5 protein-coding genes and 3 pseudogenes are annotated in these 17,556 nt (G+C 60.0%); 3 read left to right on the top strand and 5 right to left on the bottom strand.

Annotated features, from left to right (window positions below):
• Positions 1 to 44: 44 nt before the first annotated feature.
• On the bottom strand, positions 45 to 350 hold the full coding sequence (locus tag NKI66_RS27340) for a hypothetical protein (RefSeq protein WP_245271846.1): 306 nt from the start codon (positions 348 to 350) through the stop codon (positions 45 to 47).
• 1,048 nt (positions 351 to 1,398) lie between these two features.
• On the opposite strand from NKI66_RS27340, the pseudogene NKI66_RS27335 reads away from it, so the two are divergent.
• Positions 1,399 to 2,015: pseudogene (locus NKI66_RS27335) on the top strand (oxygen-independent coproporphyrinogen III oxidase); the annotation flags it as partial.
• Between the two features lie 856 nt (positions 2,016 to 2,871).
• Here NKI66_RS27335 and NKI66_RS27330 read toward each other — a convergent pair.
• The 3 genes and pseudogenes from NKI66_RS27330 to NKI66_RS27320 all read right to left on the bottom strand — a co-directional run.
• A complete protein-coding gene (locus tag NKI66_RS27330) occupies positions 2,872 to 5,406 on the bottom strand; it encodes a two-component system VirA-like sensor kinase (RefSeq protein ID WP_352753552.1) in 2,535 nt (844 codons plus the stop codon).
• Between the two features lie 641 nt (positions 5,407 to 6,047).
• A pseudogene (locus tag NKI66_RS27325) lies at positions 6,048 to 6,424 on the bottom strand (type IV secretory system conjugative DNA transfer family protein); the annotation flags it as partial.
• A 267-nt stretch (positions 6,425 to 6,691) separates the two neighbouring features.
• A pseudogene (locus NKI66_RS27320) lies at positions 6,692 to 7,050 on the bottom strand (DDE-type integrase/transposase/recombinase); the annotation flags it as partial.
• 908 nt (positions 7,051 to 7,958) lie between these two features.
• Between NKI66_RS27320 and NKI66_RS32695 the strand changes: the two are divergent.
• Together NKI66_RS32695 and NKI66_RS27310 are read left to right on the top strand one after the other, a co-directional pair.
• Complete coding sequence (locus NKI66_RS32695) at positions 7,959 to 8,093, top strand: aldehyde dehydrogenase family protein (RefSeq protein WP_023671820.1); 135 nt, start codon at positions 7,959 to 7,961, stop codon at positions 8,091 to 8,093.
• A 282-nt stretch (positions 8,094 to 8,375) separates the two neighbouring features.
• Positions 8,376 to 17,222 (top strand): Ulp1 family isopeptidase, encoded by an 8,847-nt coding sequence (locus NKI66_RS27310; RefSeq protein ID WP_352753550.1) that lies wholly within the window; start codon positions 8,376 to 8,378, stop codon positions 17,220 to 17,222.
• A 152-nt stretch (positions 17,223 to 17,374) separates the two neighbouring features.
• Here NKI66_RS27310 and NKI66_RS27305 read toward each other — a convergent pair.
• A partial coding sequence (locus NKI66_RS27305; RefSeq protein WP_352753548.1) for a winged helix-turn-helix domain-containing protein occupies positions 17,375 to 17,556 on the bottom strand: 182 nt, incomplete at its 5' end.

Below are 17,556 nucleotides of genomic sequence, written 5' to 3'. Positions count from 1 at the left end.
TTCCGCATCGCGGTAGAATTCCGCATGCAGCCATCGAAGAAAACCTACCGATGCCGGTTCCGGCAACTGCCCATCGGCAGCCAGGCGGTCGATCTCGGCTTGCACGCGAACGTGCGCGGCCGCCTCGAGCTGCAGATTGCGGCGGTTCTCGTCTCGATCGAAATTCCGACCAGCGCCCGTTCGATGTCGCGCGGGCGCGTATCGTGGCCTTCGATCAGGTTGCTGTAGTAGGTGTTCATGATGCGCACGAGATGGGCGAGGTTGGCTGCGGTACGCGAGTGCAGGCTTTTGCCCAAAACAGCCGACGTCGCCAGGCTTGGACACAAATCGATGCTGCCGATGATGATCATGGCCGATGTTCGGCAGGCCTATCGTACTGACAACTATGCACAAACCGTAATTGGGGGAGCCATCTGGCCGATGCTTTGGCCGATCTATGACGATCGGCCGGACTCAGGCAGGTTCGAGGTGGAAAACAGGCAGCTTTAAACATGGTTCTGCCTCGGCCAGCGCAAGATTCGCCTGGAGCTTCGCTTATGCTGTGTGAGCTTGTTCTCTCGCGCCCGAATTCCCCATGGATGGCCCAAAAGCAGGCGATCCATTTGTCATTTTTAAGTGCGTCGGACTGCCAGTTGATCGCGTTCTGACCCGACTGGGAGTTCAAGTTTGACCTGAAACTGACCGGTTGCTGGATGGCAGGCTTCATCCCCACCGGTCTGATATGAAACAACGTCCGGCCCCGAAGGCTAGGCTGCAATCTCGTATGGCTTCTATGCGCCGTTCTCTTGGAGCGTGTTGCGGGTTTGGTCTGCCCAACCTCGGAGCTCAACGCTTCACGGCGTTAGGATGAGCGTTCCAAGCGCAGGATTACTGCCGACACTGCTCTTCTTGTTCGCATTGGGCAGTTCCCGTTGGAAGCTTCCATCTTGCCGACTGCTGAGTTTGGAGTCGCCGTAGCTGTGAAATCGAAAAGAAGCCCATAGGCAACGTTTGCCGCGACGCTACTGAGAGCTGGTCACCGGGAGAGCCGAAGGTAGAACGAAGTTGTCTCGTTGAGCTTGTATGTGGCGCCAGCATAGAAGGCCCAGTTCCCACCACAAGTCTTATACAAACGCCCACCGTTAGCGCCGATCGCGTTCATGGCCTCGTCCTTTTGGCAGAGATCACCACGGTCGCTAGCTGGCGAGCAAAGTCCGTCCCAGCGCTGCATTATCTCGTCGGATCCGGCAAGCTGGCAGAATTTCCCAGGCGGAGCTGACGGGGAGGGATGGTGGGAACAAAACGGTGCGCGTGAGGTCTCGGCGGGAACAGCCAAGACATCTAAGCGGAACGGACTGGCATAACGCAAAGACACAGGCGAGCTCAGCGGCAAGGTGGTTTGTTATCACCATGGGACGCCTGCCGCGTCAAACGGTGGTGTCGTGGGTCGAGACGGCGAGGGCAGCGGTCGCCATGCGCCCCGACCGGCTTGCCAGCGCTGCCCGCGCTGAACAGCATGCGGCTGTCGCCGTGACGCTGGTTGCCGCCGGCTACCGGGAGATCGGGCTCGACCATTTCGCCTTGCCGGACGACGAGCTCGCGCTGGCACAGGAAACCGGTCGCCTGCGACGTAACTCGTTGGGCTACTCTGCCGATACCTGCAGAACCCTGATCGGTTTCGGCGCGTCGGCTATCGGCCGCATCGGCCAGGGGTACGTTCAAAACGAAGTTACACGGGATATCTACATCCAGCACATCGCAGTTGGCCGACTGGCGACATCGAAGGGCCATCGCCTCACGACGACCGCGTGCGAGCCGCAATCATCGAGCGATTAATGTGCGATTTCGAGGCTGACGTGCCGGCAATCTGTGTCGCCCACGGATCTGATCCGATCCGTCTTCGCGGTTCAGATGAGCGTTTGGCGATGCTGGCCAAGGACGGAATAGTGGACTTCGAAAACGGTCTTGTCCGCGAACGGCGGGAGCATCGCTTTGGGATTCGCGCTGTTGCTGCCGCATTCGATGCTTTTAGGGATGGCCTTACGTATCCCGCAGTTGAGGGCAAGCACACAACACGGAAGCTAACACAGGGAGTACCTTTTGCCGGAGAGAACGAGCTGCCATCGTGCGGTGCCCGGTTAGTAGTGAAGCGCCGTAAAATGTCGACATAGGCGTTGGTGAACTGGACCGAACGACGAGAACGGCCTATCCAGTGTGTTGTCGGCAGTTAGTTCGAAAGTCCTGCTACACCCGATCCGATGCCTTTCAACGCCGAGGCCGCACCTCCGTGCCGAAGCCGGCCTTCCCAATGGTGGGTCGAGCCGTCGCTTACCCCGTGCTTGCCTCACAGATCCGCGACCAAGAACCCAGCCACATGCCTGCCGGGGCCTAGGTCCATCAAGCATGAAAGGAACACGTCGGAACCTGGGATATCGCTTGCCCGGCCGGGCGGCGATAGCCTTGTCGGGGCAGCGAGGAGCCGTGGCCGATGATGAACGCACAGGAGAAGTCTGGCGTGAATGGGGCGATGATTGTCAAGCTTTGCTCTCGAGTCATTTCGTCAACCATCTTGCGTGACCGATTGGCGACCATCTCCTCGTCCCGACCTTATATTACCCGTCGCCTGTCGCCGCCAGCGCGCAGTGACTTGTCAAGGATGGAGGCCCGCAGACCTCATCGCGCGGCGACTTGTCCTTGACGGTCACGAGCACGGCGGCAGGTTTGCCGTGGTCGGGGAGCCTTCCTTGAGCGGAAGCCGACGACAGTGTTCGAGGGGAACTCGCCATGAGCCGGGTGCGCAGAGATCGTCCGACGCTCTTGTATTTGCCGGATCCCAGCCGGCTCCGCCTCCGACTGCCTCGGTAGCTCGGTATCCTGAGCGCGTCGGCGGCATCATGCCATTATCATCCTACGAATTGCATGCTCCATCGTCCTGGACGAGACCGGTTTGGCTAGCCAAAGGACGAAGGTCTGATTACCAGATGTGATCGGCATGGGGTCGCTTCCACCAACGACGATGATGGGCACCGTCATCAGGGTGGTACGTACGGCTTCGGGCTGTCCTGGCCCGAGGAAAGTCGCTTTATCGAAAATTAGGAGGTCGGCTGCCTTCCCGCTCTCGATCCAGTCGCAAAGACTCTCGAAGGTCGCGAAGCCGACCGGCTTATAACCCAGCGCGGCGATCTTATCCTTGTAGATCTCCAACGCTGCTGGATCGGGGTCAACGACTGCAATGATTTCTCCGTTGCCAAGTGATCCATCGCATGGGCCGAAAGCGCTATCAGCTCTGACCTGCTCCTCAGCGCAGGCCGGTAAGTAGAGATCGAAGCGTGTACCTCGGCCAACAGCCGAGGTGACGTCAAGGCATCCTGCGAGCGCGCTCACATGGCGGTCCACTGCAGCAAGACCCAGTCCGGTCCCGCCGACGCGAGAGCGCGTGGTAAAAAAGGGCTCAAAGATATGCGGAAGCACCGAACTTGCGATTCCTTGGCCATCGTCGCTGATGGAGAGGAGAACGTAATCTCCCGGTTTCAAGTTGCCCTTAGCCACGGGCTTCGTTTGACAGACGTGAGCGCGAGAAACGCTAATCTCGACACGGCCCTGATTCAAGAGAGCCTCCGACGCGTTCTTGCATAGATTCATAAGGATCTGCTGTATCTCGGTCGGGCTGCCCTCGATCACCGTTTGCCACTCGTTGATCTTGAAGTTCAACTGAACATCCGCACGAAGTGTAACCCGCAGCAATGGCGCGAGATCCATTACACTCTCCGAGACGTCGAAAGGCATCGTCACGCGCTTCCGATTTCGGCTTAGTGACAAAATTTGATCAATAATCAGTTTGGCTCGGTTGCTGGCCAAGATAATTTGGCCGATGTGGCCCCGAATTCTCGAGGGGCGACGCACAAGACCTTTAGCCATCTCTGCGTAGCCGACTATTGCTCCTAGAACATTATTGAATTCATGTGTAACGCCGCTTGCGATTGTGCCGACAGCCGTCAGCCTTTCCGCATGCTCCCATCGACTCTCAAAAAGGTTACGTTCCGTGTGTACACGTTGCATTTCAAGATGGTTGCCTAAACGCACAGTAGCGCTCGCCAGAACCAGGAGGTCGTCTGTGGAGGGTGGTGAGCGATCTCCTTCAAAAACAAGGATACAAACCGCAGCCTGCTGATCGGAGGCCCTGCAACCAACAATTTGACAAACACCGGTAGTGCCTACGGCAGTCCGAACCACTTCCGACGCCGGAACGACGCGAAACACTGGCTGTTCCGGGTGTACAAGTGAGACGACTTCATGGATTAGCGTGGCGTTCCAGACGCGCATGCGCTTGTTCGCGACAAAGTACTCGGTATTCCTGCTGATACTCGGATCCACCAGAGCAAGCGCGCATTGATCGGCATCGAAAACGCATTGAATGAGTCTAAGCGCTGCTTCGGTGGAGAAGCGCCGCGAAGCCTTCGTTGCTTGACTGTCGATGAAACAAGCTTCGATCTCACTCATCGCCGCTTCAAGCTCTAACCGCCTTTCCAACCGGTTCGTCCGCACATGCAGCGTGGAGGCTCGAATGGTCGCAAACAAGCAGAGGCATATGGACACCAAGCCAAAGAAAAGTCGTGTACGCTGCGCTTGCGCGCTGGCGAAGCTGTAGGCTTTCAGATGTTCTCGCTCCAATTCGGCAGCCTTGGCGAACGTGTCGAAGGATGGGATCCGATTGACAGCGCGGTCCAACCTCAACATTGAGGACAGGATAGCGCGGCCCTCGCGGGCAACATCCTCCGTGACTTGGTCCTGGCTAGGAGGAAGTCGGCGGAGAGACTGATCGATTTGTAATGCGAGGCTGAATCCCGGTCTGGCCGAAAATTGAAGGATCAGATTGGAAAATTCAGGCCTGTTCGACACCCCCCCCCGAAGGCGATTAGCCGAGCGAGCAAAGCGTACGAGAGAGCTTTGCAGAAGCTCATTTTGCGCGGCCGAGGCCGAGATGGCAGCTTCTGTGTTTCCGAGGGAATTTTTGAGCTGTGCAACCAACCTGGAGTGCACCCCGGAGCTCTCATTGGGCGAAATCTCAACAAGGCGTTGGTAGTTTTGAAGGTTCCTTTTTAATGCTTGCCCGGTAGAAGCAACGGAACGGAAGTCCAATACCATGTCGGCGCGGGCGACGTCTCGCTGGAGCAATGCGTAGTTGATCTGAATCGTCCGCAGTTCGCTTAGGACCGCCTCGTTGATCTGGGGGTCTTGCCACTGTATCGCGACCAAGAGCGCGACCGAGGCCACTAGGGCCATTACAGAAGCTTTGTCGGTACTGAGCCATTTTTCCCAAACGAACGGCGTTTGATCCGCGGTGCGTGCCTTGCGAAGATCCGATTTGAATTCTAGCTCCCCATCGCGTCGGTGTGCGGCCGGATGCTGCTGGAACAGGAAAGCCAAGTGTACCTCTCCCCTCAAATAGGCGGTGTAGACGCCGTTGCACTCTGCCCCCATGGCCCGCTGACCTTCCATTGATTCGCGGGCGTTTCGACCTCGACGGCGAGGCGGCAGCACAAGGCGGGCAACTGATCGCAGTTTTCGGAACTGGTCTTCCGAGAGATCATCGAAGGGGCATACAAGCGCACGCCTGCAGCAGCCGAGGATGATACCGGCCGGTCAAACGCAACTGGCGAGGGCCGGATCTGCTGTTGGCTGGCAGCTAACACTGGCGGGGCGGCGGCCTCGACTCCGGCGTGCCTAGAGCCGGCTGCTGCGAAAGCGTCCGACACGCTTCCCTTGGGGTCATCCCGTCCAGCGGGCATCCTTGGATCGCTGAAAAAAGACGAGGCGGCTTGATGATCCTGCCCTCGCTGAAGCACCTCGCGAAACCCTTGTTCCAGTCGCAGAAGCTCCTCTGGACCGGTAGGCGGCTCGTCAGCTCGACCATCGAACAGCGGCCGGAGCGCCTCGGACACGTGCTGCTCAAAGCCCACTCGCCGGGCCTGGACCGCTTGCCCGTCTTCCAAGCCGGCGTCCTGCACCTGCGACAAAGCTGTTACACGGGATGGATTACTATTTCGCGGGTTCATACTAGCCTCACATCAAACTGTATCGTCAAAGTCCTGCGCCAATTCACACAGCGGGTCATCGAGTTGAGATTCTGCGGAGAGCGCCTCCTCTGCTCCCGTCAAGGGCGCCGGCTCCGGGAGGGCGCCTGTCTGGCTTTCAAAGATGCGTTTCAGAATGCGATCCGAAAAATATCGCACCTTCCTCAATTTTAATGGTGGCAGACCTTGATGAGAACGATTTCGTACTCGTCATTGAGCAGCCGCACCTGTTCGGGACGCAACAGCGGTGCACCTTGATGTGAATTCTGAACGTTCCAATCGAACGTTCGCGCCTGGCTGTAGGAAATCGATTGGGCTTGAAATGTGAATCCACCGATAGCTTTGGAAATGTAGTTCGGAGTCTCGTCATCTACCTCGATGTTCCTAGAAGCGCGCCGGCAGCCCGGGCGGGGGGCTTGGGGTTAGACTGCCAGCGCACGGCACTCATAAAGAGCGGCCTCTTTTCGCGGTTCGGACACCCATAGTCAACCCGGCAACGTCTGGATGCCCGCTGTGCTTTTTGCAGAGCGGCGATGCTGGGCATATCGGCCGATCCTGTCTAGGATGGTGTGGCCACTCTCGTCGGCCGAGTTGATGCTCCAGCCAGTATCGCCTTGCCGACCAGCATGAGTTCGCCGTTAGCAATCCATCGTTGCGGGCGTTCCAGTCACGGCCTTCCATTCGGCGGTGGCTTGCAAGCGATGAACATGTATGGCGAGAGCAGAACGTTTGGGGCGGGGGACGAAGAGGTTGCGGAGGGCTGACAAGGTCGAGACGAAGCGTTGCAGGCCTCCCGGCGATCGGACCCCTGCATCATCCGCTCCCGTTTTCGCGGCGGCACATGGGAATTCTCCGCTCTGTTGTTCAATCCCTTGTGCGACCGGTGCTCGACGTCCGGCATCATCTGTCGCTTTGCCGCTCCATACGAGCGAAGCTAGTCGGTGATCATGCGCTTCGGCGCGAGCCCCTGCTTCTTCCACAGCCGCGTCAGCAAGCGCAACCTCTCGCAGGGTGCGCTCTCAGAGTTCGTTCCTGCGCAGCGGCCTTGTTATCTCGATACTGGATAAGCGTCTACGAACCTACGCGCCGCATAACGAGCTTTGTTGCGCTGGTCGGTTGCGAAGGGTGGCTCTATGCATCGCAGTGGCGGACGCGAAATCCTCACCATCCTTCTGCATCGCGCTATTTGGCTTGCCGAAAACCCAATTTCGCCGGCACGCTGCCGCTGAATACGATGATCATCTCGCATTCTTGCTATGGAGACTGTCGTCCTCCCTGGGCACGCGGCTGACGGCGACGAAAGCGGGTTTATTCATGCAACACCCCTTTTTGGCAGGCAAGCTGGTGGACTTCGGGATGTCGGGGGCGAATATAGCGAAGACTCCCGCCGCTCGCTGATGCATTCTGGACGCAACCGCATCGAGCCGATGTGTTCGAGACGCTTCGCGGCTGCAGTCGCCGAACGATGGCGTGGTTATGCGACCTGTTCGGCATGGCTACCCCCGTCCAGTCAGGCGTTCACGAAGGTGTTTGTCGAGAGTTCGTGGAGAAAGTCCGCCACTTATCTTTGGCGAGGGCTTTGCTCCGGAGTGGCGATCGGTGCGCTGATCGACAGGCAGGCTCTGGCCAAAATCGAATCCCATGCCGTCGCGAAAGGCCGCAGAATTCGATGCGGGGGCAAACGCATCGCGCGAATGGCACGTCGAACTATCGGTCCTGTCTCCAGCGAGATGACCATCGCGCAAGAAAGAGACATTCGGGCGGCTGGCGGCTGTGATTGCTTCGACGATGCGGATAGGTCGTGCATGAGGCCAACGACACGATCTACGGCCTTCCCCCACATTTGTGCCTCAAACGGAAGCGTGTTTGGCGTGTCGCCGAGGCCTTGGAATATGGCATAGTGGTATGAACACGGGACGCATGTCGTCGGAAGCCGCGCCTTTCGGCCGAGTGAAGCAGTCCGGCATCGGGCGGGAGGGTTCCCGCCATTGCCTCGAGGACTACCTCGAAATGAAATACCTCTGCACGGGCGGCATCTGAAGCATGGGCTTGCAGGGCTCGCAGACCGGTAAACAGCGAGCCATCTCCAAATATGTGAATTGTGGATTGCTCCTCGACGGGAGCTGAGGGGCGGCTCCGCAAGCCTTACGACGCTCTTTGCGAGCCGTAGCTGCCGAGCTGGCAAAAGGCCGGGCTACGTCGCGCCAGCGCAATCGGCGCGCAGAAAATTAGGCCTACCCGCTCCGGGACCGCGGACCTCGTCAGCTTCTCGTAAGTATGCCCGAGTAGGTTGCTCAGCTGATCTGTGGACGTGAGGCTAGCGTGAACCGGCACAAATTTGACCTATCCAATGTAACAGGTTGGCGGCAGGTGCAGCCCCCGGCATCTCAAGAGCAAGCGGCACAGGCCGGGCAAGAGGGCTTTGAGCAGCGCTCGGGCGAGGCGCGCCAAGCCGCTGCCCAAATTCCCGCCCCCGGCGTTCCGGCTCTGCCAGACCCGTTCCATCCTCATCCGTCTCAGGGAGACCTGAGCCTCATCGAAGGCGCGGCCCCATGGGAAGCGCAGCCCATGATGCAAGGGAGCGGACAAGAACACGCCGCGGCGCCGTACGCCGGAGGCAGTGGGTCGATGCTAGGTGCCTCGGTGCTGCAGCCGGGTCACTCAACGGCGCGCCATCATCATGCGCCGGATTCGTCAGTGGGTGATCTGAATCCTTCCGCACCGTTCGAGTTGCGTGACCATGCTCGTTCCCCCGTGCCGGCGGCGGTGCAGCCAGATCCTCCAATAGTGGTCTCCGACGGTCGCGGCTGCAAGCGTCCTCTTTATTCCAACGATGCGACCGTTGTCGAAGGGCTGAGGTCACTCTACGCGGGTAAGGCCAAGGAGGACACGGTCAAGCGCCATGTAAATTCTCTTTACGGCTTTGGTCGTTGGCTCTTTAAAAATAACAAGCCGGGATTTGCTGCTCGGCTTCACGAGGAGTCGCTGGATGAAGATCTCAAGGAGTACGAGAGCAGTGGTGGCTCCTCGACTGTGGCTGTGGCACTGCGTCGTCTCAGAGAGTCGGCGGGCGGAGTGCCAATGGTGGGCCGCGCTGTCCTGAATCCCGACCCTGCCGACGCCGTGCTCATCAAAGAGTACAAAGCGGCTCTCATCAAAGAGTACAAGGGAGCGCCTGCGACCGGGCCGAATCGCCAAACCATTCACGACTATGGAGCTACTCTTAGACGTTTCAGTGAATACCTGCATAAAAACAAAAAGCCGGGGATTGCGGCTCGGCTTCACGAGGAGTCGCTGGATGAAGATGCCAAGCGCTATAAGGACTCCAGTGGTGACCGGAGGATCATTGCACTAGCTCAACTCCGGAAGTTCCTGCCGTCCGCCGCACTCGGGCGCGAAATTGCCCTTGCTGCTCCTCCGGAAGACGCACTCGGCATGGAGGCTCGTGCCATTGGGGACGCCGCTGCGCAGCACAGCGGGCCGCAGAAGGCATTGGGTCGGCCAGAGAAGCTCCCTGGGGAAGCTAATGAAGACGCCGCTGTTCTGCCATCGTCTTTCGTACCAACTGGGCACCATCACCAAGCCTCGGATCCCGCAGAGTCCTTTCGTCCCCTGATCTGGCGCGACGGCGACCAGCGCGCGCCGGACGAGCGGATCGCTGCACAGGACAGGAGCAACCTGCTACCAAGCGAGGAGGTGCCACTGCCACCGGAATTCGCTCCGCCCAGCTTGCGGGCGGGGAATTCCGCCTCGCCAGAGCTCTTTCCTGAGGGGATGTCCCCCGAGGTCGAAGGGTTTTTCGGTGTTTTCGGCGACCCCAGCGGGCGGGTGCTCGGCGCATTGCAATTGCTAGGCGACGAACATATCCACAGGGATTACCAGCTCCTGGAGCAGGAGTTGCAGGGGAACAATCCAGATCTCGCCGCCCGGACGCGGTTCGTGGATCCCCTCGTAGCCAATTATCATCTGCGCTTGGGCTCCGAGAGCGACAAGCTAAGCGCATTCCAGCGCATCGTCCATAATCAGAACGGTAACGACACAGCCGACTTCCTGTTCGTGCCAGTGAGCGATGGCGGTAAGACTCTTGCGGAGCGCGGCAAACATTGGTCGCTGCTGTTCGTTGATCGCAGCGACCGGGAACGGCCGGTTGCCTATCATTATGACTCCGTCAGCGGATGGCATGACAAGCTTGCAAAACACCTCGCAGAAAGGCTGGGCGCCAGCCTGGAGACCCGCGTGGACTTACCCCGCATCGCCCAGCAGAGCAACGAGTGGGATTGCGGAGTCTACGTGGTGGACGGCACGCGGGCGCTGGTTGGGCGATTGCAAAGATGGCAGCCAGACCTGCCAGACCTTCCAGACCTGAACCTCAACAACCTCGTCGTCAATCGGCAGGCACTACAAACCCGACTCATGGGTGACGATACATCTGGAACGGCAAATTATCTCACGAACTTTGAACTCATGGACCGACAGGCGCGAGACGCGGTTAAGGAAAGCCCCGTTGGGACGTTTCACCAGCGGATCAAGCGGCTCGGCCAGTCAGCGCGAGCGTTGCACGACAGAGCCCTGGCTCCAGTCGCGCCGGACCAAGGCAACCCAGACTCGGTGTTCGTACGGGACGTTGTTCCCGGGGAAACACGCCATCATCATGCGCCGGATTCGTCAGTGGTTGATCTGAATCCCCCCGCACCGTTCGAGTTGCGTGACCATGCTCGTTCTATGCCGGCGGCGGTGCAGCCAGATCCTCCAGTAGTGGTCTCCGGTCGCGACAAGCGTCCTCTTTATTCCAACGATGCGACCGTTGTCGAAGGGCTGCGGTCAGCACTCTATGCCGGTAAGGTCGGGGAGCGCACGGTCACGGACCATGTAAATTCTCTTCTCGGCTTTGGTCGTTGGCTCTTTGATAATAACAAGCCGGGATTTGCTACTCGGCTTGACGATCCGTTGCTGGATCAGGATCTCAAGGAGTACCAGCGCGAGAGTGGCTCCTCGAACGTGGCTAGAGCACTGGGTCGTCTCAAAGAGTCGGCGGGCGGAGCGCCAATGGTGGGCCGCGCTGCCCTGAATCCCGACCCTGCCGACGCCGTGCTCATCAAAGAGTACAAAGCGGCTCTCATCAAAGAGTACAAGGGAGCGCCTGCGACCGGGCCGAATCCCAAAACCACTCAGGACTATGCGGCTACTCTTAGACGTTTCAGTCAATACCTGCATGAAAACAACAGGCCGGGGATTGCGGCTCGGCTTTACGAGGGGTCGCTGGATGAAGATGCCAGGCGTTATTTGGACTCCAGTGGTAACCGGTGGATCAGTGCACTAGCTCATCTCCGGAAGTTCCCGCCGTACGCCGCACTCGGGCGCGAAATTGCCCTTGCTGCTCGTCCGGAAGACGCAGTCGGCATGGAGGCTCGTGCCATTGGGGACGCCGCTGCGCAGCACAGCGGGCCGCAGAAGGCATTGGGTCGGCCAGAGAAGCCCCCTGGGAAAGCTAAGCAGCTGAGCGAGATCGGCAATTCAGGCGCTCGCGTGCTGATGCAGGCCCCCACCCATCAAGTGGGTGCATTGGCATGGGAGGCGCAGCCCATGATGCTGGGGGACGAGCACCTGGCACCGCATACCGGAGGCAGTGGGTCGATGCTGGGTGCCTCGGTGCTGCAGCCGGGTCACTCAACGGCGCGCGATTCGTCAGTGGTTGATCTGAATCCCCCCGCACCGTTCGAGTTGCGTGACCATGCTCGTTCTGTGCCGGCGGCGCCTGCCGGGCCAGCGTTCGCCAGGGCTGAGGAGACGCCCTCCGCGGTTGGCGAGGCCGCGGAGGCCGCAAGGTGGGCTCGGTTGCAAAAGCAAATGGACGAACCAGTGCATGATCCCGGCCCTCAAGTGGATACATCGCCATGGGAGGCGCAACTCATGGTGCAAGGGAGCGGACAAGAACACGCCGCGGCGCCCTACGCCGGAGGCAGTGGGTCGATGCTGGGGGCCTCGGTGCTGCAGCCGGATCACTCAACGGCGCGCCATCATCATGCGCCGGATTCGTCAGTGGTTGATCTGAATCCCCCCTCACCGTCCGAGTTGCGTGACCCTGCTCGTTCTGTGCCGCCGGCGCCTGCCGGGCCAGCGTTCGCCAGGGCTGAGGAGACGTCCTCCGCGGTTGGCGAGGCCGCGGTGGCCGAAAGGTGGGCTCGGTTGCAAAAGCAGAAGGTCGACGCTGATTTGTCGGGATATTTCGACTCGATTCCGCACGCGGACCTTCTACGATCGCCATGGGAGGCGCAACTCATGACGCAAGGGAGCGGACAAGAACACGCCGCGGCGCCCTACGCCGGAGGCAGTGGGTCGATGCTGGGTGCCTCGGTGCTGCAGCCGGGTCACTCAACGGCGCGCGATTCGTCAGTGGTTGATCTGAATCCCCCCGCACCGTTCGAGTTGCGTGACCATGCTCGTTCTGTGCCGGCGGCGCCTGCCGGGCCAGCGTTCGCCAGGGCTGAGGAGACGCCCTCCGCGGTTGGCGAGGCCGCGGTGGCCGAAAGGTGGGCTCGGTTGCAAAAGCAAATGGACGAACCAGTGCATGATCCCGGCCCTCAAGTGGATACATCGCCATGGGAGGCGCAACTCATGGTGCAAGGGAGCGGACAAGAACACGCCGCGGCGCCCTACGCCGGAGACAGTGGGTCGAGGCTAGGTGCCTCGGTGCTGCAGCCGGGTCACTCAACGGCGCGCCATCATGATGCGCCGGATTCGTCAGTGGTTGATCTGAATCCCCCCGCACCGTCCGAGTTGCGTGACCCTGCTCGTTCTGTGCCGCCGGCGGTGCAGCCAGATCCTCCAATAGGGGTCTCCGGTCGCGACAAGGGTCCTCTCTATTCCAACGATGCGACCATTGTCGAAGGGCTGAGGTCAGCATTGGAGAGCACGGTCAAGCGCCATGTAAATTCTCTTCTCGGCTTTGGTCGTTGGCTCTTTGATAATAACAGGCCGGGATTTGCTGCTCGGCTTCACGAGGAGTCGCTGGATCCGGATCTCAAGGAGTACGAGAGCAAGAGTGGCTCCTCGGACGTGGCTAGAGCAGTGGGTCATCTCAAGACGTGGGCGGGCGGAGCGCCAGTGCTGGACCGCGCCGCTGTCCTGAATAATCCCGACCCTGCCGACGCCGCGCTCATCAGAGATTACACAGCGGCTCCCATCAAAGAGTACAAGGCAGCGCCGACCGGGCCGAATCCCGCTACCATTCAGACCTATGGATCTGCTCCTAGACGTTTCAGTGAATACCTGGTTGAAAACAAAAAGCCGGGGATTGCGGCTCGGCTTCACGAGGGGTCGCTGGATGAAGATGCCAAGCGCTATAACAACTCCGGTGGGATCAGTGCACTAGCTCATCTCCGGAAGTCCGAACTCGGGCGCGAGCTCCCTGGGAAAGCTAATGAAGACGACGCTGTTCTGCCATTGCCTTTCGTGCCAACTGGGCCCCATCACCAAGCCTCGGATCCCGCAGGGTCCTTTCGTCCCCTGATCTGGCGCGACGGCGACCAGCGCGCGCCGGACGAGCGGATCGCAGCACAGGACAGGAGCAACCAGCTACCAAGCGAGGAGGTCCTCATCAACCGTGAGCATGATACAGCGGAGTTGAGACCAGCGAAGAGGCAAAGGACCCCGAACAGTCGTCTGCAGGACGTTGCCACTGAGCCGCAGCTGAGCGAGATCGGCAATTCAGGCGCTCGCGTGCTGATGCAGGCCCCCACCCATCAAGTGGGTGCATTGCCATGGGAAGCGCAGCCCATGATGCAAGGGAGCGGACAAGAACACGCCGCGGCGCCGTACGCCGGAGGCAGTGGGTCGATGCTGGGTGCCTCGGTGCTGCAGCCGGGTCACTCAACGGCGCGCCATCATCATGCGCCGGATTCGTCAGTGGTTGATCTGAATCCCCCCGCACCGTCCGAGTTGCGTGACCATGCTCGTTCTGTGCCGGCGGCGGTGCAGCCAGATCCTCCAATAGGGGTCTCCGGTCGCGACAAGGGTCCCCTCTATTCCAACGATGCGACCGTTGTCGAAGGGCTGAGGTCAGCTTACGCGGGTAAGGTCAAGGAGAGCACGGTCAAGCGCCATGTAAATTCTCTTCTCGGCTTTGGTCGTTGGCTCTTTGACAATAACAGGCCGGGATTTGCTGCTCGGCTTGACGAATCGTCGCTGGATCAGGATCGCAAGGAGTACGAGAGCAGGGGTGGCCCCTCGGAGTACGAGAGCAGGGGTGGCCCCTCGATCGTGGCTAGAGCACTGGGTCGTCTCAAGACGTTGGCGGGCGGAGCGCCAGTGGTCGACCGCCCTGTCCGGAATCCCTACCCTGCCGACGCCGCGCTCATCAGAGATTACACAGCGGCTCTCATCAAAGAGTACAAAGAAGCGCCTGCGACCGGGCCGAATCGCGGTACCATTCAGGTCTATGGATCTACTCTTATACGTTTCAGTGAATACCTGCATGAAAACAAAAAGCCGGGGATTGCGGATCGGCTTCACGAGGGGTCGCTGGATGAAGATGCCAAGCGCTATGTGAACTCCGGTGGTAACCGGAGGATCAGTGCACTAGCTCATCTCCGGAAGTTCGCACCCGGGCGCGAAATTGCCCTTGCTGCTCGTCCGGAAGACGCAGTCGGCATGGAGGCTCGTGCCATTGGGGACGCCGCTGCGCAGCGCAGCGGGCCGCAGGAGGCATTGGGTCGGCCAGAGAGGCCCCCTGGGAAAGCTAAAGACGGGCGGGTGCTCGGCGCATTGGAATGGCTAGGCGACGAACATATCCAGAGGGATTACCAACTCCTGGAGCAGGAGTTGCAGGGGAACAATCCAGATCTCGCCGCCCGGACGCGGTTCGTGGATCCCCTCGTAGCCAATTATCATCTGCGCTTGGGCTCCAAGAGCGTCATGCTAAGCGCATTCCAGCGCATCGTCCATAAGAACGGCAACGACACAGCCGACTTCCTGTTCGTGCCAGTGAGCGATGCCGGTACGACTCGTGAGGAGCGCGGCAAACATTGGTCGCTGCTGTTCGTTGATCGCAGCGACCGGGAACGGCCGGTTGCCTATCATTATGACTCCTACAACGGATGGCATGACCCGCTTGCAAAAGAGCTCGCAGAAAATCTGGGCGCCAGCCTGGAGACCCGCGTGGGCGTATCCCGCATCGCCCAGCAGAGCAACGTGGTGGATTGCGGAGTCTACGTGGTGGACGGCACGCGGGCGCTGGTTGGGCGATTGCAATCGCAGCCAGATGACCTGAACCTCAACAACCTCGTCGTCAATCGGCAGGCACTACAAACCCGCCTCAGGGGTGACGATACATTCGGAACGGCAAATAATCTCACGAACTTTGAACTCATGGACCGACAGGCCCGAGACGCGGTTAAGGAAAGCCCCGTTGGGACGTTTCACCAGCAGATCAAGCGGCTCGGCCAGTCAGCGCCAGACGTTGCTCCCGGGGACCCATTTAAATTTCAAAGTCTTGAGAGCAAGGGGGACGCCGCTGCGCAGCACAGCGGGCCGCAGGAGGAATACAGTTGGCCAGAGTATCTCCCCCCTGGGAAAGCTAATGAAGACGACGCTGTACTGGCATCGTCTTTCGTGCCAACTGGGCCCCATCACCAAGCCTCGGATCCCGCAGGGTCCTTTCGTCCCCTGAGCTGGCGCGACGGCGACCAGCGCGCGCCGGACGAGCGGATCGCAGCACAGGACAGGAGCAACCAGCTACCAAGCGAGGAGGTCCTCATCAACCGTGAGCATGATACAGCGGAGTTGAGACCAGCGAAGAGGCAAAGGACCCCGAACAGTCGTCTGCAGGACGTTGCCACTGAGCCGCAGCTGAGCGAGATCGGCAATTCAGGCGCTCGCGTGCTGATGCAGGCCCCCACCCATCAAGTGGGTGCATTGCCATGGGAAGCGCAGCCCATGATGCAAGGGAGCGGACAAGAACACGCCGCGGCGCCGTACGCCGGAGGCAGTGGGTCGATGCTGGGTGCCTCGGTGCTGCAGCCGGGTCACTCAACGGCGCGCCATCATCATGCGCCGGATTCGTCAGTGGTTGATCTGAATCCCCCCGCACCGTCCGAGTTGCGTGACCATGCTCGTTCTGTGCCGGCGGCGGTGCAGCCAGATCGCCCAAAAGTGGTCTCCGGTCCCGACAAGGGTCCTCTTTATTCCAACGATGCGACCCTTGTCGAAGGGCTGAGGTCAGCACTCTATGCCGGTAAGGTCGGGGAGATCACGGTCAAGCGCCATGTAGATATTCTTTTCGGCTTTGGTCATTGGCTCGTTGAAAATAACAAGCCGGGGATTGCGGATCGGCTTCACGAGGAGTCGCTGGATCGGGATCGCAAGGAGTACGAGATCTGGGGTGGCGGCCCCTCGGCCGTGGCTGGGTCACTGGGTCGTCTCAAGACGTGGGCGGGCGGAGCGCCAGTGGTGGGCCGCCCGGCCCTGAATCCCCACCCTGCCGACGCCGTGCTCATCAGAGAGTACACAGCGGCTCTCATCAAAGCGTACGAGGCAGCGCCGACCGGGCCGAAACCCCGTACCGTTGAGGTCTATGGGTCTGCTCTTAGACGTTTCAGTCAATGCCTGGTTGAAAACAAAAAGCCGGGGATTGCGGATCGGCTTCACGAGCGGTCGCTGGATGAAGATGCCAAGCGCTATATGAAAACCGCTGAAATCAGTGCACTAACTCATGTCCGGAAGTTCGCACTCGGGCGCGAAATTGCCCTTGCTGCTCGTCCGGAAGACGCAGTCGGCATGGAGGCTCGTGCCATTGGGGACGCCGCTGCGCAGACCGCGGCACAAGCTCATGGCCACGCAGGAGAGCAGGGACCCATCTCTCGAGCTCAACAAGTCGCGCCAGCGCCGTTTGAACGGCACTTGGGCAAGAAGCGCGAGGCCCAGGACGGACTGACGAGTACACTTGACAGGAGCAACCTCGTGAACAGCGGGGGCGTCATCATAAACAATGAACATTCCACAGCGCTGTTGAGACCGGCGAAGAGGCAGAGGACTGATAATCCGCAAAGCCGCGCCATGGGGCGGCAACTGAGCGAAGCAACCACGACGTCCATCAGCCAAGCCTCCGATCAAGCCCGAGCGGACCTAGTGGCTTCCTTCAGAAGCAGGGAGCGCTCCGACGCGGGGCGTTGAGCTCCATGGCTGGGGTCAAGCAGAACAGCTCTCTTGACGACAGAGGCGCTGATGCGATCTCCGGACCGGTAGCTCTCGCCGTAATTGATCAGGCTGGTACTGTTGGAAGGCTTGATCAGCCTCGTCACCCCAATCTCCAGCATAGCTCACTGTCACGCGGCCAACGTGCCTCCGTAGCTAACATCTACGTCAGCGTTGAAGAAGTAGCCTGCGCCACGGGATGTTTTGACCAGGCGAGGGTTGGCCGCATCAGCCTCCAGCTTTCGGCGCAAGCGCATGATTAGGACATCGATACTTCGATCGTACACCTCTTCTCCACGCACACGGCTCGCGA

The organism is Mesorhizobium sp. M0518, from assembly GCF_040321125.1.
Lineage (GTDB): Bacteria > Pseudomonadota > Alphaproteobacteria > Rhizobiales > Rhizobiaceae > Mesorhizobium.
This window is presented reverse-complemented; position numbering and strand designations above follow the sequence as displayed.